The sequence below is a fragment of the Sedimenticola hydrogenitrophicus genome, assembly GCF_025175675.1.
Taxonomy (GTDB): Bacteria; Pseudomonadota; Gammaproteobacteria; order Chromatiales; family Chromatiaceae; genus Sedimenticola; species Sedimenticola hydrogenitrophicus.
Genome location: NZ_JANIOA010000030.1, coordinates 37,256 through 57,150, shown reverse-complemented (window position 1 = coordinate 57,150; position 19,895 = coordinate 37,256). Strand labels below are relative to the sequence as shown.

18 protein-coding genes and 1 tRNA gene are annotated in these 19,895 nt (G+C 62.4%); 9 read left to right on the top strand and 10 right to left on the bottom strand.

Annotated features, from left to right (window positions below; translation table 11 throughout):
• Positions 1 to 144: 144 nt before the first annotated feature.
• The 9 genes from phoU to NPX02_RS15445 form a co-directional block, all read right to left on the bottom strand.
• Positions 145 to 873, bottom strand: coding sequence for a phosphate signaling complex protein PhoU (gene phoU, locus NPX02_RS15485; protein WP_260294674.1), 729 nt, complete (start codon positions 871 to 873; stop codon positions 145 to 147).
• A gap of 3 nt (positions 874 to 876) precedes the next feature.
• Complete coding sequence (pstB, locus tag NPX02_RS15480; protein WP_335342331.1) at positions 877 to 1,623, bottom strand: phosphate ABC transporter ATP-binding protein PstB; 747 nt, start codon at positions 1,621 to 1,623, stop codon at positions 877 to 879.
• Between the two features lie 217 nt (positions 1,624 to 1,840).
• Positions 1,841 to 3,139: a phosphate ABC transporter permease PstA gene (gene pstA / locus NPX02_RS15475; protein WP_260294670.1), complete on the bottom strand. Its 1,299-nt coding sequence runs from the start codon at positions 3,137 to 3,139 to the stop codon at positions 1,841 to 1,843.
• Complete coding sequence (pstC, locus tag NPX02_RS15470; protein ID WP_260294669.1) at positions 3,132 to 4,520, bottom strand: phosphate ABC transporter permease subunit PstC; 1,389 nt, start codon at positions 4,518 to 4,520, stop codon at positions 3,132 to 3,134. Before pstC ends, pstA begins: the two co-directional genes overlap by 8 nt.
• A gap of 120 nt (positions 4,521 to 4,640) precedes the next feature.
• Complete coding sequence (locus NPX02_RS15465) at positions 4,641 to 5,687, bottom strand: PstS family phosphate ABC transporter substrate-binding protein (RefSeq protein WP_260294681.1); 1,047 nt, start codon at positions 5,685 to 5,687, stop codon at positions 4,641 to 4,643.
• Between the two features lie 738 nt (positions 5,688 to 6,425).
• A complete protein-coding gene (phoR, locus tag NPX02_RS15460; RefSeq protein WP_260294668.1) occupies positions 6,426 to 7,724 on the bottom strand; it encodes a phosphate regulon sensor histidine kinase PhoR in 1,299 nt (432 codons plus the stop codon).
• Complete coding sequence (gene phoB, locus NPX02_RS15455; protein WP_260294667.1) at positions 7,721 to 8,419, bottom strand: phosphate regulon transcriptional regulator PhoB; 699 nt, start codon at positions 8,417 to 8,419, stop codon at positions 7,721 to 7,723. The genes phoR and phoB overlap by 4 nt, the downstream gene beginning before the upstream one ends.
• Before the next feature lie 132 nt (positions 8,420 to 8,551).
• The gene (locus tag NPX02_RS15450) at positions 8,552 to 8,884 is read right to left on the bottom strand and encodes a DUF2782 domain-containing protein (protein ID WP_260294666.1); all 333 of its coding nucleotides are present in this window, start codon (positions 8,882 to 8,884) and stop codon (positions 8,552 to 8,554) included.
• Between the two features lie 387 nt (positions 8,885 to 9,271).
• On the bottom strand, positions 9,272 to 9,985 hold the full coding sequence (locus NPX02_RS15445; RefSeq protein WP_260294665.1) for an LOG family protein: 714 nt from the start codon (positions 9,983 to 9,985) through the stop codon (positions 9,272 to 9,274).
• Positions 9,986 to 10,193: 208 nt separating this feature from the next.
• Between NPX02_RS15445 and rep the strand changes: the two genes are divergently transcribed.
• Positions 10,194 to 12,203 (top strand): DNA helicase Rep, encoded by a 2,010-nt coding sequence (rep, locus tag NPX02_RS15440; RefSeq protein WP_260294664.1) that lies wholly within the window; start codon positions 10,194 to 10,196, stop codon positions 12,201 to 12,203.
• A gap of 301 nt (positions 12,204 to 12,504) precedes the next feature.
• On the opposite strand, the gene NPX02_RS21510 is transcribed toward rep, so the two are convergent.
• Positions 12,505 to 13,065: a c-type cytochrome gene (locus NPX02_RS21510; RefSeq protein WP_335342588.1), complete on the bottom strand. Its 561-nt coding sequence runs from the start codon at positions 13,063 to 13,065 to the stop codon at positions 12,505 to 12,507.
• 444 nt (positions 13,066 to 13,509) lie between these two features.
• On the opposite strand from NPX02_RS21510, the gene NPX02_RS15430 reads away from it, so the two are divergent.
• The 8 genes from NPX02_RS15430 to sigZ all read left to right on the top strand — a co-directional run bounded on the left by NPX02_RS15430 (position 13,510) and on the right by sigZ (position 19,868).
• Positions 13,510 to 13,586, top strand: a tRNA-Arg gene (locus NPX02_RS15430).
• 407 nt (positions 13,587 to 13,993) lie between these two features.
• Complete coding sequence (locus NPX02_RS15425; RefSeq protein WP_260294663.1) at positions 13,994 to 14,341, top strand: metalloregulator ArsR/SmtB family transcription factor; 348 nt, start codon at positions 13,994 to 13,996, stop codon at positions 14,339 to 14,341.
• Positions 14,342 to 14,378: 37 nt separating this feature from the next.
• Entirely contained in the window at positions 14,379 to 15,479 is a 1,101-nt protein-coding gene (gene arsB / locus NPX02_RS15420) for an ACR3 family arsenite efflux transporter (RefSeq protein WP_335342587.1), read from the top strand.
• Between the two features lie 2 nt (positions 15,480 to 15,481).
• Positions 15,482 to 16,399 (top strand): sulfurtransferase, encoded by a 918-nt coding sequence (locus NPX02_RS15415; RefSeq protein WP_260294662.1) that lies wholly within the window; start codon positions 15,482 to 15,484, stop codon positions 16,397 to 16,399.
• A 129-nt stretch (positions 16,400 to 16,528) separates the two neighbouring features.
• Complete coding sequence (locus NPX02_RS15410) at positions 16,529 to 17,536, top strand: ArsJ-associated glyceraldehyde-3-phosphate dehydrogenase (protein WP_260294661.1); 1,008 nt, start codon at positions 16,529 to 16,531, stop codon at positions 17,534 to 17,536.
• Between the two features lies 1 nt (position 17,537).
• Positions 17,538 to 17,984 carry a C-GCAxxG-C-C family protein gene (locus NPX02_RS15405; RefSeq protein WP_260294660.1) on the top strand — a complete coding sequence of 149 codons (447 nt, stop codon included), beginning with the start codon at positions 17,538 to 17,540 and terminating at the stop codon, positions 17,982 to 17,984.
• Positions 17,981 to 19,282 carry an organoarsenical effux MFS transporter ArsJ gene (gene arsJ, locus NPX02_RS15400; protein ID WP_335342586.1) on the top strand — a complete coding sequence of 434 codons (1,302 nt, stop codon included), beginning with the start codon at positions 17,981 to 17,983 and terminating at the stop codon, positions 19,280 to 19,282. Before NPX02_RS15405 ends, arsJ begins: the two co-directional genes overlap by 4 nt.
• A gap of 55 nt (positions 19,283 to 19,337) precedes the next feature.
• Complete coding sequence (gene sigZ / locus NPX02_RS15395) at positions 19,338 to 19,868, top strand: RNA polymerase sigma factor SigZ (RefSeq protein WP_260294659.1); 531 nt, start codon at positions 19,338 to 19,340, stop codon at positions 19,866 to 19,868.
• Positions 19,869 to 19,895 lie beyond the last annotated feature (27 nt).

Genomic DNA, 19,895 nt, shown 5'->3' with positions numbered 1-19,895 from the left:
TAATTTCGCAGTACCGAGGGCGTAACTGGGCCACGCTGGCAAGGCACGCTTTGCAGGCAATGGCCGTTCCCTTGCCAAAAAGCGTAACGCCGCCAGCGGGGTCCAGTTGCGACCGAATACCGAAACTTATTTTTGCGCGAGCCCTTACCTCAGCGACGCGGCGATCTCCGCCTCCACCGCCTCCAGATCCTTGTGACGGACGTCCTTGCCCTTCACCAGAAACACCACATAGCGACTGATATTCTTGGCGTGTCCGCCGATGCGCTCCAGGCCACGCAGCCCCAGTACCACATCCACCATGTGACCGACACTGCGGGCATCCTCCATAATGAAGGTGGAGAGGCGACGCAGGGCCGAGCGGAAATCATCCGAGACCACACCGTCACGCCGGATCACATCCAGTGCCCGATCGAGATCCAGCTCATCGAAGGCCATTACCGCATCCCCCACCATGTCATTGACGAACGCCGCCATCCTGATCAGGTCCTGCAGCAACTGGTGGTTGGGCGGCGGCGCATCGCCCTCGTAGAAGCGGATCGTCAGGCGTGCCAGGCGCCGTGCCTGGTCGCCGATGCGCTCCAGATCGCCGACGATCTTGGCTATCGTCATAATCTCCCGCAGATCCCGCGCCATCGGCTGACGTTTGGCGATCAGCCGCAGGATCTCCTCGTCCGCCTTGATGTCCAGGGCGTCGATCTCACGATCGCTGACAATCACGCGCTGGGCCGCAACGACGTCCTCGTCTTCCAGTGACTGAATCGCCTCCCGTACCTGCTTGCAGGCCAGATCCTTGATCTCGATCACCAGCTGATGCAGGTGATTGAGGTCCTTGTTGTAGCTGCTGACGATGTGGCCGTCGGTCATTTCATTCATACCTTATCCGAACCTTCCGGTTATGTAGTCCTCCGTCAGGCGATGACGGGGGGTGGTGAAGATGTCATCGGTCTTGCCCACCTCGACCAGCTCGCCGAGGTGGAAATAGGCGGTGCGCTGGGAGACGCGCGCCGCCTGCTGCATGGAGTGGGTGACGATGGCGATGGTGTACTGCTCGCGCAGCTCATCGATCAGCTCCTCGATCCGGGCGGTGGCGATCGGGTCCAGGGCCGAACAGGGCTCATCCATCAGGATCACCTCCGGAGCCACGGCGATGGTGCGCGCGATGCAAAGCCGCTGCTGCTGTCCTCCCGACAGACCGGTACCCACCTCATCCAGGCGGTCCTTCACCTCATCCCACAGCCCCGCCTTCAGCAGCGCCTGCTCGACCACCTCATCCAGGTCATTTTTATTGCTGGTCAGACCATGGATACGCGGCCCGTAGGCCACGTTGTCATAGATCGATTTGGGGAACGGGTTGGGTTTCTGAAACACCATCCCCACCTGGGCGCGCAACGGCACCACGTCCAGACCGCTGTCATAGATGTCCTGATCATCCAGCCGGATCTCGCCCTCCACGCGGCAGATGTCGATGGTGTCGTTCATCCGGTTCAGGCAGCGCAGGAAGGTCGACTTGCCGCAGCCGGACGGGCCGATCATGGCAATCACCTCGTTCACGCCGATGTCCAGGCTGACATTGTTGATCGCCAGCTTGTCGCCGTAGTAGACATTCACATTGCGCGCGGTCATCCGGGGGTCGGCGGAGGTGATGTCACCCACCGTGCCGTTGATCGCCCGCGCGTCGTCCGCGACCGGGCTGAAACCGGCGGTGATGACACCCTTTCGGGCTGCGCCCAAGGCTACCGTGTCTGGTGTTATGCTCAACATTTCGTCACTCCTGTTCTGCATTCAGCTATCTGCTCTGTTACTGCTCGTCAATTCAATATCCGCCCTGTATCGGCAGCGCTTACCAGCGGCGTTCGAAGCGCTTGCGCAAAATGACCGCAATCACATTCATCAGGATCAGGAAGCCCAGCAGCACCATGATGGCGGCCGAGGTCTTCTCCATGAAGGCCCGTTCCGGGCTGTCGGCCCAGAGGAAGATTTGCACCGGCAGTACCGTGGCCGGATCCATGGGCCCGCCGGGAATATCCACGATGAAGGCCACCATGCCGATCATCAGCAGCGGCGCGGTCTCGCCCAGGGCTTGGGCCATGCCGATGATGGTGCCGGTCAGCATGCCGGGCATGGCCAGCGGCAGGACGTGGTGAAACACGGTCTGGGTGCGCGAGGCGCCAATACCCAGGGCCGCCTCGCGGATCGACGGCGGCACCGCCTTCAGCGCCGCGCGGCTGGCGATAATGATGGTCGGCAGGGTCATCAGGGTCAGCACCATGCCGCCCACCAGCGGGGCCGAGCGCGGCAGGCCGAAGAAGTTGATGAACACCGCCAGGCCGAGCAGGCCAAAGACGATGGAGGGCACCGCCGCCAGATTGTTGATATTGACCTCCACCAGGTCGGTCCAGCGGTTGCGCGGGGCGAACTCCTCCAGATAGAGCGCCGTCGCCACACCGATGGGAAACGACAGCAGCAGGGTGACGATCAGGGTGTAGAGGGAGCCCATCACGGCACCGCCGATACCGGCCAGTTCCGGCTCGCGTGAATCGCCGCCGGTGAGGAAGCCGAGGTTGAACTGCTTTTCGATCGCCCCGCGGGCCTCCAGCTGCTCCACCCAAGCGAGCACCCGGTTCTTGATACGACGCTCCGACTCCGGCGCGTTGCGGTCGATACGCCCCTTCACCAGCATGTCGATATCGTCATCCGCCGGCAACCAGAGCGCCTGGCGGCTACCGATCAGTTCAGGATCACTCATCACCCGTTGCCGCAGCACCAGGGCGGCCCCGCTGCTGACCATGCCATAGAGTTCGCGCTTCTCGCCACGCCCCTTCACATCCGGGTACAGGGCCCGCAACGCGGACTTGACCAGGGCGGCGTAATCGGCCGCCGACAGCGTGGCGGGATCGCGCTCCCCGGCCGGATCGATCACCTCCTGGCGGTACTCGATATCCAGCAGGATACGGGTCTGATAAAAGGCGCTATAACCTTGACTGATGATATTCAGGAACATCAGGGCGACAAACAGCAGGCCCAGGATCACCGCGGCCAGACCAAAGCGGCGAAAACGGCGCTCCCGGTTGTAGCGCTGCTTGAGGGTGGCATTGACCCGGTCAATGGTGCGGGTCTGATCGACTGCAGGCTTATTCATAGGCTTCCCGATATTTTCTCACCACGTGCAGGGCCACCACATTGAGTACCAGGGTAATGAGGAACAGCAGTAACCCCAGGGCGAAGGCGGCCAGGGTCTTGGGACTGTCGAACTCCTGATCGCCCACCAGCAGGGTGACGATCTGTACCGTTACCGTGGTCACGCTCTGCAGTGGATTGGCGGTCAGATTGGCCGACAGTCCCGCCGCCATCACCACGATCATGGTCTCGCCGATGGCGCGGGAGACCGCCAGCAGGATACCGCCGACAATCCCGGGCAGGGCCGCCGGTAGGATCACCTTGCGCACGGTTTCCGAATGGGTGGCGCCGATCCCCAGGGAGGCGTCACGCATGCTCTGGGGCACCGCGTTGATCACATCGTCGGAGAGCGACGAGATGAACGGGATAATCATGATGCCCATCACCAGACCGGCCGCCAGGGCGCTCTCGGATGAGACATCCAGGCCCAGCAGCGCGCCGTTGTCGCGGATGAAGGGGGCCACGGTGAGTGCGGCGAAGAAGCCGTACACCACGGTCGGAATACCCGCCAGGATTTCCAGCAGCGGCTTGGCCCAGGCGCGGAACCGGGCACCGGCATACTCGGACAGATAGATTGCCGACATCAGGCCGATCGGCACCGCCACCAGCATGGCAATCAGGGCGATCAGCAGGGTGCCGGCAAACAGGGGGATGACGCCGAAGGCACCCGAGGACCCGACCTGGTCCTCGCGGATGGCCATCTGCGGACTCCAATCCAGACCGAACAGGAACTCGCCGATGGGCACCATTTCGAAGAAGCGAATCGACTCGAACAGCACCGAGAGGACGATACCCAGGGTGGTGAAGATGGCGATGGTGGAGCAGCCCACCAGCAGCCACTTGATCACCGACTCGACCCGGTTACGGGCGCGGAACTTCGGCGACACCAGGCGCCAGCCGACGGACAGGCCGAGCAGCGCCAGGCTCAGCACCACCACCACCGAGGCGGCGAAACTGGTCTGCCGCAGGCGCTGGTAATGGGCCGCCGCCCGCTCCATCTCCAGGCTCACCTCGCCGGAGACGATATTGCCCTGAGCCAGGTTCTGGATATCGTTGATCACCAGGCCCAGCTGGGCGGGGGGCAGTGTGCGCACCGCCTCCGGCAGATCCGCTATCACCAGATCCCGGATCACCCCCGACTGCAGGGAGACCCAGAGAAACAGCACCAGCAGCGCCGGCAAGCCGCACCAGATGGCGGTAAAGAAACCGTAGTAGGAGGGCAGCGAGTGGAGGTCACGCACGCCGCCGGGACCGCCCACCAGCCGCTGGGAGCGGCGCATGCCCAACCGGTAGGCCAACGCCATCAGGCCCAGCAGGATCAAAATGAGTAGGGTGTTAGACATAATACTTCAGCAACAACGACTCGGCTTATCAACGGCAATGCCCTCTCCCGGTAACCGGGAGAGGGCCTTGTTACAGCACGTCGCGCCATGCATGCACAACGATTTGCATGAGCGATCGACTTACTTGGTCAGCTTGAGCAGATTCAGCCCCTTGACGTCGGCGGCGAACTGGTTGCGCTCCTGTTTCGGCATCGGGATCATGCCCTTGTCCACCAGATAGCCCTCGTCACCCCAGGCCTTGTCGCTGGTGAATTCAGCCAGGTACTCCTCGATACCCGGGATCTTGCCGACGTGCGCCTTCTTCACATAAAAGAAGAGCGGACGCGAGACCGGATAGCTGCCGTCGGCGATGGCCTCGAAGGTCGGGGCGATCTTGTCGACGATGGAGCCCTGCACCTTGTCGGCGTTCTGGTCGAGGAAGCTGAAGCCGAAGATGCCCAGCGCCTTGGGGTTGCTCTCCAGCTTCTGCACGATCAGGTTGTCGTTCTCGCCCGCCTCGATATAGGCACCATCCTCACGGATGGTGTGGCAGATTCCCTTGTAGGCCTTTTTGTCCTGCTTCTTCATCGCCTTGATGAAGTCGAAGGTCTTACAGCCGCCTTCCATGGCCAGTTCCACAAAGGCGTCGCGGGTGCCGGAGGTGGGGGGCGGACCCAGCACTTCGATCGCGGTGTCCGGCAGGCTGGCATTGACATCCTTCCAGGTCTTATAGGGGTTGTCGATCAGCTCGCCACCACCATTCACGTTCGGCACCTTCTTGGCCAGCGCCAGGAACACATCCCGGCGGGTCAGGTGCATCAGCGGGGCGGACTTGGAGTTGGCGATGACGATACCGTCATAGCCGACCTTCACCTCGACGATGTCGGTGACGCCGTTTTTGGCGCAATTCTCGACTTCCGAACTCTTGATCCGGCGTGACGCGTTGGTGATATCGGGATGCTCGACGCCAACACCGGCACAGAACAGCTTGAGGCCGCCGCCGGAGCCGGTGGACTCGACCTTGGGGGTCTTGTAGGCGCTGGTCTTGCCGAAGGTCTCGGCCACCACGGTGGAGAACGGGTAAACGGTGGACGAGCCGACGATCGAGATGTAGTCGCGCGAAGCGGCTTGGGCGGTGGTGACGGCGGTGGCAGCCAAAGCGGCAGCCAGGATGATGCGATTGTTGATCACTGTGACCTCCAGGTCATTTGGGTAATTGCTGTTTTCAACCTGGAGGAGATTATCGGGATCTTTTGTTACAGGAATCTTGGTTTAATGTTACAGATTTATGACAACGCCTTCCCTCTGCAAACTTCAAATGTAACTACTCACCAGAAGTGTCCATTAAAGCCCCACCAATGCACCACGGAGACACAGAGGACACAGAGATAAAACTGAACAACGTAGCGTAGCGGATCATTGGGCATAAGCTTCTCTCGATCCTGGAATGCACCATTTACGGTCCTGAGGATGGAGAAGCGTGTAGGATGGGTGGAGGCGCGGCCCCCTTGTCGACGGCGGTTCGCGGTGCTCGGGCGCGCCGTAACCCATCTTCGGATGCGGGTGCAGGTGCGCGATGGGTTGCGCGCCAAAGACGGAGCCGGCAGAGAGTTCATGGGGGCGCTCCACCCATCCTACGTCCGGATGTGGCCCGGCCCACTATGGGTAAAGCGAAAAACTTGCGGAGCGAATCATGGTGACAGCCAGTGCACCCGGCCCCTCCCGATCCTGGGATGTACCGTTTACGGACCTAAGGATGGAGGAGTGGTACAGGGATGTACCGTTTACGGACCTAAGGATGGAGGAGTGGTACAGGGATGTACCGTTTACGGACCTAAGGATGGAATCCACGGGAGAATCTTATGATTTCTCTGTGCTCTCTGTGTCTCCGTGGTACGAGTAGGGGCAAGTAGTTACCTTCAAACTTCAGGAAGCCACCCGGGCATGCGGAAACCGGCAGGTGAAGACGCTCCCCTTGCCCGGCTCGCTCTCCACCACCAGCTTGCCGTCGTGCCGGCTCAGTACGTGTTTGACGATCGCCAGGCCAAGCCCGGTGCCGCCGCTCTCCCGGGAGCGCCCCACGTCCACCCGGTAGAAGCGCTCGGTTAGGCGCGGGATGTGCTCGGGGGCGATGCCGATACCACTATCGCTGACGGAGAAACTGGGGCCGTTGCCCGACAACCACCAGCGGATACGGATATCCCCACCCTCCGGGGTGTAGCGAACCGCGTTATAGACCAGATTGGTGAAGGCGCTCTCCAGCTCATGGCAGTTGCCCACCAGGCGCAGCCGCTCGTCGGCCTCCAGGCTGATCCGGTGCCCCTGGTCGCCGCTCAGGTGGTGCGCGCCCTCGACTATCCCGCGCAGCATCGGGTAGATCCCGACCACGCCCTGCCCCCCGTTGCTGCGCTGGGTCTCCAGTCGCGACAGCAGCAGCAGGTCTTCGACGATCCGCTGCATGCGCAGGGTTTGGATCTGCATCTGGCCGAGGATCCGTTTCCAGGGTCCGAGAAACGCCTCGCGGCTCTCCAGCATGGTCTCCACATAGCCGTGCACCACGGTCAGGGGGGTGCGGATCTCGTGGGAGACGTTGGCCACAAAGTCGCGGCGGACGATCTCCAACTGGTGCAGCCGGGTGATGTCCCGCGCCTGCAGCAGGCGTTTGCCCTTGCCATAGGGGACGATACGCACTTCCAGGCTGACATTGGCATTGACCGGCGCCGGCATCTGCAGCGGCCGGCCGTAGTGGCCGGCGTGCAGATAATTCAGGAACACCGGATCGGCGATCAGATCGTCGATCAGCGCCCCCTTGTCCCGTTTCCGGTCCAGACCGAGGAATTCCGCCGCCACGCTGTTCCACCAGTCGATCCGCCCCTCATCGTTCAGTACCAGGGTGGCGTCGGGCAGCGCCCCGGTGGATTCGAGGAACCCGCTGAGCATGCGGCTGAGCTTGCGTTTGCGTTTCTGGCCGCGGCCGGAGAGTTCGTCCACCCGCTGCATCAAGGGACGCCAGATACCGAACAGATGGGGGCGCGGGTGACTCTTGGGTTTGCCGAGCCAGCGGGTGAAGCGATAGAGCTGGTACAGGTGCCAGGCGAGGTAGAGGCTCAGGCCGCCCCAGAGGAGGACAGCCAGGTGACCGATGCCCAGGCCGAGCGGGATGAGCAGGAGGGTGATAAATCCGACACCAACCAGTTCACTCCGCCACGCCTGGTCCAGGCTCATCGAGTGCTAACCTGCTCCGAGAATCGATAGCCTGCGCCGCGGACCGTCTGGATCAGACCGTCCATTTCAAAGGGCTCGAGGGCCTGGCGCAGGCGCCGGATATGCACATCCACCGTGCGTTCCTCTATATACACGTTGGTGCCCCACACCTTGTCCAGCAGCCGGGAGCGGCTGTAGACCTTGTCCTGATGGGTCATGAAGAAGTGCAGCAGCTTGAATTCGGTGGGTCCCAGCTCGATCGGCCGGTCGCCCAGGGTGACCCGGTAGGAGACCGGATCCAGGCGCATCCCGCCCGCCTGCACCGCCTCCTCGGTGGCATGCGGGGCGACCCGGCGCAGGATCACCTTGATGCGGGCCGCCAACTCCTTGGGAGAGAACGGCTTGGTGACGTAATCCTCGGCGCCGCACTCCAGCCCGCGCACCTTGTCATCCTCCTCGCCGCGGGCGGTGAGCATGATGATCGGGATATCGCGGGTGACAGGATCCTGCTTCAGTTCCCGGGTGTACTCCACCCCGCTGATGCCCGGCAGCATCCAGTCCATCAGGATCATATCCGGCGGCGCAGCCGCCATGCGCTCCTTCGCCTCGTCCACGCTCGCCGCGCCGATCACGTCGTAACCGGACTGCTCAAGCACGAACTGGATCATCTCCCGTACCGCGGATTCATCTTCAACGACCAGTATCTTTGTCGCCATGTCAGCTCACTCTGCCTTCTGTTATTGCTATCAGCCTGGGAGTGAATATTACACAGCCGCAACATTACAGTTTGATGACAGGCGTTCCCACCAGCCGCGCCGACAGTCCCCGGAACGATCCGTAGCAGGCTGTCACCAGCTGAACAGCACCCACTGCGGGATGGAGATGTTGCCCGGACGCGCCTCTTCACGCACATCCAGCTCCCCATCACCATCGCTGTCCAGCAGATAGTAGGCCGGTCCGGTGATCGGGGTGATCTTCACCATATAGAGCCGGCCGTTGATGCGGTACTCCTCGGTGGTGCCGCGGTCGCTCTCGATAATGGTCACCTCCGGCTCCAGCACCTCGCCGCTCTCCACCTTGGGCGGCAGATCCGGCGACTGGGGCTGCGGGGCCGACTCCTCGGCCAGTAGCTGATACGGCGTGATCAGCAGAAGCAGTGTGACCAGCAATGTTTTTTTCATCTTGTTATCTATTCCTAGTGTCCGGGCAACCTGCTCCAATAGGTAGCAGATTCTGCCCTCGATTTCTGAGACCCGGGTCCAACACCCGGCATGACGCCGACCCAAGCCCATGAAAATTTGGACGGCAAACCGTCGGTGGTGTTCCCTGTTTTAAGTCTAGTCACCCCGTTCCGAATTGCTTGTACCGCGTCGATCCGGCCGAACGCAGGCCGGAAGCGGAATCATATTAGGCCATTGCAGGGAAAAATTGTACCTAATGTTCGGATGCAGACGGGATGCGATGCAAGGCACGACGAGCGCGGTGTGGCTGGCCCACACAAGCGAGGAGTAACGCCGCAGCGCACCCGTATGCGCCGCACAAAGGTACAATTTTGACCGGAAATGGCCTTACAGTTCCAGGAGGATTTCCTGCTCTGAGAGCGACGGCTCGAAGCCACGCGACTCATAGTGGGCAAAAATGGCATCCACCACCTCCTGGGGCTCCTCGCAGATCTGCACCAGATCCAGTTCACTGGCCGAAATGGTGCCGCTGACGCACAGGGTGTTGCGCATCCACTCCAGCAGGCCGCTCCAGAACCCGGCATTGACCAGGATGATGGGGATGCGCCGGGTCTTGCCGGTCTGGATCAGGGTGAGGATCTCGGCAAACTCGTCCAGGGTGCCGAAGCCGCCCGGCATCACCACGTAGGCCGAGGCGTATTTCACAAACATCACCTTGCGCGAGAAGAAGTGCTTGAAATGCAGGGAGATATCCTGGTAGGCGTTGGGCAGTTGCTCCTTCGGCAGTTCGATATTGAGCCCCACGCTGGGCGCCCGCCCCCGGTGCCCCCCCTTGTTGGCCGCCTCCATGATGCCGGGACCGCCGCCGCTGACCACCGCGAAGCCGCTCTCCGACAACAGGTAGGCGATCTGTTCCGCCTTCTTGTAGTCCGGGCTCTCCCGCCCGGCGCGCGCCGAACCGAAGATGCTGACCGCCGGCCAGATTCCCGAGAGCTGTTCGAAGCCCTCGACAAACTCCGCCATGATCTGGAACACCTTCCAGGATTCGCGGGAGAGTTGGCTCTGTTGTGGCCGCTCGCTGTAATCTTTGTTCTTCGCCATCTGGTCTATTCCTCGTCTTTTCCGCATAATACCGCCAGTGACCTGCCGACGCTCCCATCCGAATAGTGGCACCCAAATTACCAGATTCTATCCTGTTTTCTGTTCACGAGCCGCGAAAGCTCCGTTCCGTGGCACCGAATGCGGGGAGTTATCCATTTGACGCCGACCCCTATAGGAAGTAATTCTTGCAAGAGCCCTTAAATTAGCGATGTCCGATCTGAACCCCAGCCAGCAAGAGGCTGCCCGACACATCGATTCCCCGTTGCTGGTGCTGGCCGGGGCCGGCTCGGGCAAGACCCGGGTGATCACCCGCAAGATCGCCTACCTGATCGAATCCGTCGGCATGCAGCCGCGCCACATCACCGCCGTCACCTTCACCAACAAGGCGGCGCGGGAGATGAAGGAGCGGGTCGCGGCCCTGCTGCGGGGAAAAAACGCCAAGGGGCTCGGCATCTCCACCTTCCACACCCTGGGACTCAACATCATCCGCCGCGAGCACAAGCTGCTGGGACTCAAGTCCGGGTTCAGCATCTTCGATGCCCAGGACGCCGAGGGGCTGCTCAAGGAGCTGCTGCGCAAGGGCGCGGGGGACGACGAGGTGGCCGCCAGCTACCAGTGGCGCATCTCCGAATGGAAGAACGACATGTTCAGTCCGGAGGAGGCCCTGTCCCGCGCCGAGAGCGACCTGGACCAGCGCTCGGCGCTGCTCTACGCCCACTACCAGCGCTCCCTGCGCGCCTTCAACGCGGTGGATTTCGACGACCTGATCCTACTGCCGGTGCGGCTGTTCCGTGAATCCCCCGACACCCTGGAGCAGTGGCAGAACCGCATCCGCCACCTGCTGGTGGACGAGTACCAGGACACCAACCTGAGCCAGTACGAACTGGTGCGCCAGCTGGTGGGGGTGCGCCAGTCCCTCACCGTGGTGGGTGACGACGACCAGTCGATCTACGCCTGGCGCGGCGCCCGGCCGGAGAACCTGATCCGCCTGAAGGAGGATTTCCCACGCCTCAAGGTGGTCAAGCTGGAGCAGAACTACCGCTCCTCGGGGCGCATCCTCAAGGCCGCCAACACCCTGATCGCCAACAACCCCCACGTGTTCGAGAAACGCCTCTGGTGCGACCTGGGCCCGGGCGAGCCGATCCGCGTGATGAGCTGCAAGAACGAGCTGCACGAGGCGGAGAAGGTGGTTTCGGAGATCATCCACCACAAATTCACCTCCGGCGCCGCCCACGGCGACTACGCCATCCTCTATCGCGGCAACCACCAGGCCAAGCTGTTCGAGTCGGCCCTGCGCCAGCACAACATCCCCTACTTCCTGAGCGGCGGCACCTCGTTCTTCAGCCGCGCCGAGATCAAGGACGTGATGGCCTACCTGCGCCTGCTGGCCAACCCGGAGGACGACGCCGCCTTCCTGCGCATCGTCAACACCCCGCGGCGCGAGATCGGCGCCAGCACCCTGGAGCGGCTAGGCAGCTACGCCACCGAGCGCGATGCCAGCCTGCTGGCCGCCTGCGACGAACTGGGACTGGAGCAGCACCTCTCGGCGCGGCCGCTGGAGCGCCTGCACGAGTTTGCCGGCTGGGTCCGGCAGTTCCAGCAGCGGGCGGAGCGCGACCACCCGGTCGAGACCGTGCGTGACCTGCTCAAGGAGCTGCAGTACGAGGATTGGCTGTACGAAAAGGCCTCCAGCGACAAGGTGGCGGAACGGCGCTGGGAGAATGTCCTGGAGCTGGTGCAGTGGCTGGACCATCTGCACAAGGGCGACAAGGTGGGCGAGAGCCTGGCCGAGATGGTCAGTCACCTGGCGCTGCAGGACATCCTGGAGCGGCAGGACGATGACAGCGGCAACGACCAGGTGCACCTGATGACCCTGCACGCCTCCAAGGGTCTGGAGTTCCCCCATGTCTTCCTGGTGGGCGTGGAGGAGGAGCTGCTGCCGCACAAGAGCAGCATCGAGGAGGACAACATCGAGGAGGAGCGGCGCCTCGCCTACGTCGGCATCACCCGCGCCCAGCGCACCCTCACCATCAGCTTCGCCGAGAAGCGCAAACGCTTCGGTGAGATCATCGCCTGCGCCCCGAGCCGCTTCCTGGCCGAACTGCCGGAGGCCGACCTGAAGTGGGAGGGGCGCCAGGGCGACAGCCTCTCCAGAGAGGAGAAACAGGAGCGCGGCAACGCCCACCTGGCCAACCTGCGCTCGCTGCTGGGCCGGTAGGGGGCTGTCGGACTTAACGCTGATCTACCGTGGATACCGTAGGGTGCCGGTGAGCTTGCGAACTGCACCGTCGCCGGAGCCCCATCCGATGCGGTTCGTTTCACTCACCGCATCCTACAGTCTATGCTACGCCGGCGATGTTCATGTTCAAAGGCCGTTCCCGCCGACGGCGCCCATGGGGCGCCCCATGACTGGTTTTCACCGCAGGCAGCTGGTAAGCCACGAACCGTACCGTGTGCTGGCCCCCAAACTCAAAAGGGCATGCCGTGGCATGCCCTTTTGTCGGCTATAGCCTGACGCCCTAGCGCGGCTGCTTGCTCAGCCAGGCAGCGATCGCCTGCATCTCCTCGTCAGACACCGTCGCCATGATCCCCTTCATCACCGCACTCTGGCCGTTGCTGCGGGCACCGCTCTTGATATCCTTCATCTGATTCACAATGTACGGCTCTGGCAGGGCGGCCACCTTGGGATAGGTAGGCATGATCGGCGCCGTACCCCCGGCACCATGACAGGCAACGCAGCCCTTGGCGGTATAGAGTGCCGCACCCGAATCGGCTGATGCAGCCAGTGCTGCCGGTGCTGCGGTGGCCGGGGCCGGCTCCACCGGAGTGGCGGCCGCTTCGGTCGCAGCCCCCCGGGCAGCCGCTTCAGGTGCGGGCGCTTCAGGTGTGGGCGCCGCGGCGGGAGCGGCGGCAGGGTTCTCGGCCGCCTGGGCCTGCCCCTCGATCGCGACCTGACCGACCGGCTTGATACGCTCGATCACCTCGGCCCGTTCCTGTGCCATCAAAGGGGTGCTCACAACCAGGGCGGCGATGGCCGCCAGGGACATACTCTTGAACAGGGATACACCTTTAGGGCTCACAATCTAACTCCTTATACTTCAGGACCAAATGAACGGGCGTCTGGCGCCATGGATCGGCCCCGCCCCCGATTTAAGGGCTCGCGCAAGAATAAGTTCCTGTGTTCAGTCGTTCCTGGACCCCGCTGGTGGCGTTAAGCCTTTTGCCAAGGGAACAGCTTTGTCCAGGGATGGACTTATGCCGCGGAGACCATGGATGGTCGGGAGCGGCCATGCCGGCAAAGCGTGCCTTGCCAGCGTGGCCCAGGAACGCCCTCGGTACAACGGAATTATTCTTGCGCGAGCCCTAACGGGGCGCAGTATAGCGACAACCGCCATAAAGATCGACTGTCAAGCCGGTCTTCCCGCCTGGAAATAGGCGCCATGGGATAGACGCCACCGGTACCTCAGGGTAAGATACGCCCTCTTCGGCCGCCGCCGCCCCATAACGGTGGCCCACGATCTCAAGCGCCCGTAGCTCAGCTGGATAGAGTACTGCCCTCCGAAGGCAGGGGTCACAGGTTCGAATCCTGTCGGGCGCGCCATATTAACCTTTCTATTCAGTCACTTACAACAGACTTCGCAGTCACCTCCTTGCCGCATTCCGGCAACGTGAAACCCAAACGTGAAACTTGGCCCCCTTACAGCGGCCTGTCCAACACCTCGAGCGCGGCCCCCCAGATCCTGCGGCGACAGGTGGGCGTATACCTGTGCAAGGACTGGCGCAAAAATAAGTTCCGGTATCCAGTCGCCACTGGACCCCGCCGCCGGCGTTACGCTTTTTGGCAGGGGAACAGCCATTGCCGGCATGGCCCAGTGACGCCCTCGGTACTACGAAATTATTCTTGCGCGAGCCCTAAGCCTGCGAACCCCAACACGCTGTATCTTGCGCTTGTGCTAATCGGAAATTCCGCTAATATATCTACCTATCTAGATATAGAGGCAGATAGATATGGATCCCACCCAACTCTTCAAGGCGCTGTCGGACCCCACCCGCCTGCGTTGCCTGTCGCTGCTTGCCGAAAGCGATGAGCTTTGCGTCTGCGAGCTGACCCAGGCGCTGGATCTGCCACAGCCCAAGATCTCCCACCACCTCGGCGCCCTGCGCAAGGCGGGGCTGGTACTGGACCGCAAGGAGGGGCTGTGGATCCATTACCGGATCAACCCCGGTCTACCGACCTGGGCCAGGGATGTGATACGCACCACCGCGGCGGGCATCCGTGACCAGGAACCTTTCGCCGGGGACAGCGCCACGCTGCAGGCAGCGACCCAGCGCGCCGTCGAGCTCTGCGCCACCTGACACCCGCAGCCCCAACACCCGATTAAAAGGATCCCCCATGTCCAGCCATTGTGCCAGCCAACCTGAAGGTGCCGCGAAACAGCAGAGCGGCGCCCGGATGAATCTTTTTGAACGCTACCTGACCCTCTGGGTCTTCCTCTGTATTATTGCCGGCATCCTGCTGGGCCATCTGCTCCCCACCCCGTTTCAGCTGCTGGGCCGGATGGAGATCGCCCAGGTCAATATCCCGGTGGCGATCCTGATCTGGCTGATGATCATCCCGATGCTGCTGAAGATCGACTTCGGCGCCCTGCAGCAGGTCAGGGAACACTGGCGCGGGGTCGGCGTCACCCTGTTCGTCAACTGGGCGGTCAAGCCCTTCTCCATGGCCCTGCTGGCCTGGATTTTTATCCGCGGCCTGTTTGCCGACTGGTTGCCGGCCGACCAGATCGACAGCTATATCGCCGGGCTGATCCTGCTGGCCGCCGCCCCCTGCACCGCCATGGTCTTCGTCTGGAGCAATCTGTCGAACGGCGAACCCCACTTCACCCTGACCCAGGTGGCACTCAACGACACCATCATGATCTTCGCCTTTGCCCCCATCGTCGGGCTATTGCTGGGACTCTCCGCCATCAGCGTGCCCTGGGACACCCTGTTTCTCTCGGTGGTGCTGTACATCCTGATCCCGGTGGCGGCGGCCCAGCTGTGGCGCCGCCTGTTGCTGCACAGCGGCGGCCCGGCGGCGCTGCAACGCACCCTGGAGCGGCTTGGCCCGCTCTCCCTGATGGCCCTGCTGACCACCCTGGTGCTGCTGTTCGGCTTCCAGGGCGAGCAGATCCTGGCGCAGCCGACGATCATCGCCCTGCTGGCGGTGCCGATACTGATCCAGGTCTACTTCAACTCCGGCCTCTCCTATCTGCTGAATCGCCGCTTCGGCGTCGCCCACTGCGTGGCGGCACCCTCGGCCCTGATCGGCGCCAGCAACTTCTTCGAACTGGCGGTGGCCACCGCCATCGTGCTGTTCGGTTTCGAGTCCGGCGCCGCACTGGCCACCGTGGTCGGCGTGCTGATCGAGGTGCCGGTCATGCTCTCGGTCGTCAAGATCGTCAATAACACCAAAGGCTGGTATGAATCGGCCATAAAATCACCTGGAGGATAACCATGAATCTCATCAACAAGGGGCTTGCCGCCCTGCTGTTCCTGCTGCCTGCCCTGGGCTGGGCCGCCCCCGCCTTTCTGGTCGATTCGGAGTGGCTCGCGGAGCGCATCGACGAGGAGAACCTGATCGTGCTGGAGGCGCGCTACTATCCGCACCGCCACTACACGGTCGGCCATATTCCGGGCGCGGTGCAGGTGCAGCGCTTCCGGGACCTGGGGGATAACCAGGCCGCGCCGCTGATGCGCTTCCCCTCGCGGGAGGCGTTCCAGGCGACCCTGCGCCGCTGGGGGGTCAACGACGACTCCACCCTGGTGCTCTATGACGACTCGAACACCGCCCTGGTGTCGCGTATCCACTATCTGCTGGAGCTCTACGGCTTCGACATGGCACAGGTGAAGATCCTCAACGGTAGCACCGTGGAGTGGAGTGCCTTCGAAGAGATGAGCAAGGAGCCGACAGCGCAAAGGACGCCGGGGACGGTGACCCTGCAACCGGCCAACCCGGAGCTGTTCGTCGAATGGACCGATGTCTATGACGACGTGCTGTCGCGGCGCGATCCCAACGTGGTGCTGCTGGATGCACGGCCCCGCGACATGTATACCGGCCAGGTGATCCAGCACGCCATCCAGGGCGGCCATATCCCTGGAGCCGTCAACGTGGTGAGCCTGGAGGGGACCAGCGGCCAGAAGTGGAAATCCGATGAGGAGCTGGCGGCACTGTACCGGGATATCCCGAAGGATAAGACCGTCTACGCCTATTGCCACGACGGCTTCCGCATGAGCCTGGCCTATCTGCAGCTGAAATATCTCGGTTACAAGGATGTGCGACTCTATAACGGCGGCTGGTCTCACTGGGGCAACGAGCTGACCCTGCCGGTGGTGCAGGGCGAGGCGCCCTACAGCGGCGACTACGAACTGTGATCCGCCACAGCCCGTAGGTTGGGGTGAGGAACGAACCCCAACATCATGACGCACGCGCATGAATACCCGTCGGGGTTCGCAGGCTCACCCCAACCTACGAGCTAACAAACAAAGAGGCACAGAACAGACATGACAATCAACGTAGGCATCAACGGTTTCGGCCGCATGGGTCGGCTGAGCCTGCGCGCCGGCTGGCAGCGGCCGGACTTCGACTTCGTCCTCATCAACGAGACCGCCACGGACGCCGCCGGCTCCGCCCATCTGCTGCAGTTCGATTCGGTGCACGGCACCTGGGACCGGGCGGCGGTTGCCCGGTACGGAAGCATCGTGATCGATGACCAAGCGCTGGCCTACGCCAGCCATGTGGCGATTGCCGACGGCGACTGGTCCGGTTGCGACATCGTGATCGAGGCGACCGGCAAGCACCACAAGAAGCCGGAGACCCTGCAACACTACTTCGACCAGGGGGTGAAAAAGGTGATCGTGGCCGCGCCCACCGAAGGGGCGCTGGACATCGTCTACGGCATCAACGACGACCGCTACGACCCCGATATCCACCACCTGCTGACCGCTGCCTCCTGCACCACCAACTGCCTGGCGCCGGTGGTCAAGGTGATGCACGAACAGGTCGGCATCGTGCATGGCTGCATGACCACCATCCACGACATCACCAACACCCAGACCATTATCGACAAGGGCCACAAAGACCTGCGCCGGGCGCGCGCCTGCGGCCAGTCGCTGATCCCCACCTCCACCGGTTCGGCCCGGGCGATCACCAAGATCTTTCCGGAACTGACCGGCAAACTCAACGGCCTGGCGGTGCGGGTGCCGCTGCTCAACGCCTCCCTTACCGACTTCGTGTTCGAGGCGGCGCGTCCGGTGACAGCGGAGGAGATCAACGGCTATTTCAAGGCGGCAGCCGAGGGCGAACTCAAGGGCATTCTCGGTTACGAAGAGCGTCCCCTGGTCTCGGTGGACTATCTCAACGATCCCCGCTCGTCGATCGTAGACGCCCTCTCCACCATGGTGATCGACGACACCCAGGTGAAGATCTACGCTTGGTATGACAACGAGTGGGGCTATGTGAACCGACTGATCGATTTGCTCCAGAAAGTGGTTCGTTCGGGAGGCGTATGAGATGAACAACACGAATGGCCTGGGCAAGGCGGCGGCCGCGGGGTTTGAGGCGGGACTCTATTGCGCTGAAAGCGTACTGCAGAGCGTTGCCGATCACTACGGATTCGATTCCCCGCTTATCCCGCGTATTGCCACCGGGTTTTGCAGCGGCATGGCACGTACCGGCGGGACCTGCGGGGCGGTCAGCGGAGCCATCTTGGCGATCAACCTGATGTCCGGGCGCGACGGGGCGGATCAATCTGTCGAACCGAACTATGCCGCAATTCGCCAACTGGTGGAGAGATTTCGGGAACGTTTTGACAGCACGATGTGCAGTGAACTGCTGGGGTGCGACCTGGGGACCCCGGAGGGCCAGGAGCATTTTACCAAAAACGAACTCTGGCACCGATGCCGGGACTTCACCAGCGGAGCCGCTGACATGACAGCGGACATATTGAGTCCGCGATGATGGATGAAGTGAGCTCGTTACGCAATTACCTCGTGGTTACGGGGGGCTACTGGGCCTTCACCATCACCGATGGCGCCATCCGCATGCTGGTGGTGCTCTATTTCCACCTGCTCGGCTATTCGCCGTTCGAGGTGGCGATGCTGTTTCTATTTTACGAGTTCTTCGGCATCGTCACCAACCTGGTGGGCGGCTGGCTGGGGGCGCGCATCGGCCTCAACCTCACCATGCACATCGGCATGGGACTGCAGGTGCTGGCGCTGCTGGCGCTCACGGTTCCGGATGCCTGGCTCTCGGTTCCCTACGTAATGGCGGCCCAGGCGCTCTCCGGCATCGCCAAGGATCTCAACAAAATGTCGGCCAAGGCCTCGGTCAAGTTCATGAGCAGCGGAGGCGAGGGCAAGCTGTTCAAATGGGTGGCAATACTGACCGGGTCGAAGAACGCCCTCAAGGGGGCGGGCTTCTTCATCGGCGCCGCGCTGCTGGAGTCGGTCGGTTTTCGCGGTGCCCTGGCCTTGCTGGCCGGAATGCTGGTGATCGTCCTGATCGCCACCGCCCTGCTGCTGCCGTCCGCTGTCGGGAAGATGAAGACCAAGCCCAAATTCACCCAGGTATTCTCCAAGGTCCCGGCCATCAACCGGCTGGCGGCGGCACGCTTTTTCCTGTTCGGCTCGCGCGATGTCTGGTTCGTGGTCGGCCTGCCGGTGTTTCTCTACGAAGTGTTGGGCTGGTCGTTCAGTCAAGTGGGCGGTTTTCTCGCCCTCTGGGTGATCGGTTACGGCCTGGTGCAGGCCAACGCCCCGCGGCTGCTCCGCTTATTTCAATGGGGTCAGACTCGATTGATCAACTCAAACGACTCGGATCCCATTAAATCAGATCAATCGAGTCTGACCCCATTGAAAACGGATGGCGACACGGCCCGGCTCTGGGCCTTTGTCCTGCTACTGTTCCCGGCGGGTATCGCCCTCGGCCTGCAACAGGGCTGGCCGGCGCAGTGGGTATTGATTATCGGGTTGATCCTGTTCGGCATCGTCTTCGCCATCAACTCGGCCGTGCACTCCTACCTGATCCTCGCCTACTCGGATCACGAACGGGTCTCCATGAACGTCGGCTTCTACTACATGGCCAACGCCGGCGGCCGCCTCGCGGGCACGGTGCTCTCCGGCTGGGCCTATCAGACCCAGGGGCTGGAAGGCTGTCTCTGGTGGTCGGCGGCGTTCGTGCTGATGACCGGCCTGCTCTCCTTCGGCCTGCCCCAGATCGATGAAAACCGACAACAGCTCGAGGACCAGAAAGGATGAGACGGGAACAAGTCCGCCGCAACGTCCAGTCGGCGTATTCCGGGATGGAGTTTGAATGAACTGTATCATTACCGCCTGGGCCAACCATGAGAGCGAACTACGGAACTATCTGCGCCGGCAGATGCACGACACCGCCCTCGCCGAGGATCTGCTGCAGGAGACCTTCCTCAAGGCGCTTGCCCAAGGCAGCCGCTTCTGCCAGCTGGAGAACAGCCGCGCCTGGCTGTTCCGGGTGGCAAAAAACCGCCTGATCGACTACCGCCGGACACACAAGCGACTCGTCGAGATTCCCGATGACCTGGCCGAACCGTCACCCGCCGAACCGCCCGTGGTGGATGACCTGACGCAATGCCTGCCCCGGGTACTCAAGGAGCTGTCAGCACAGGACAGCGAGGTGATCACCTTGTGCGATATCGAGGGTATAACCCAGGCCGAATACGCCACCCTGAAGGGACTCACCCCCGCCGGCGCCAAGTCGCGTATCCAGCGGGCCCGCAAGCGCCTTAAGCAGCAGCTCAAACAGGCATGCCAGGTGCGCTATGACGAGTCCGGCAAGGTGTGCGGTTTCACCCCGCGACCCACCTGAAGTGTGAAGTTTAAAGTGTGAAGTTTG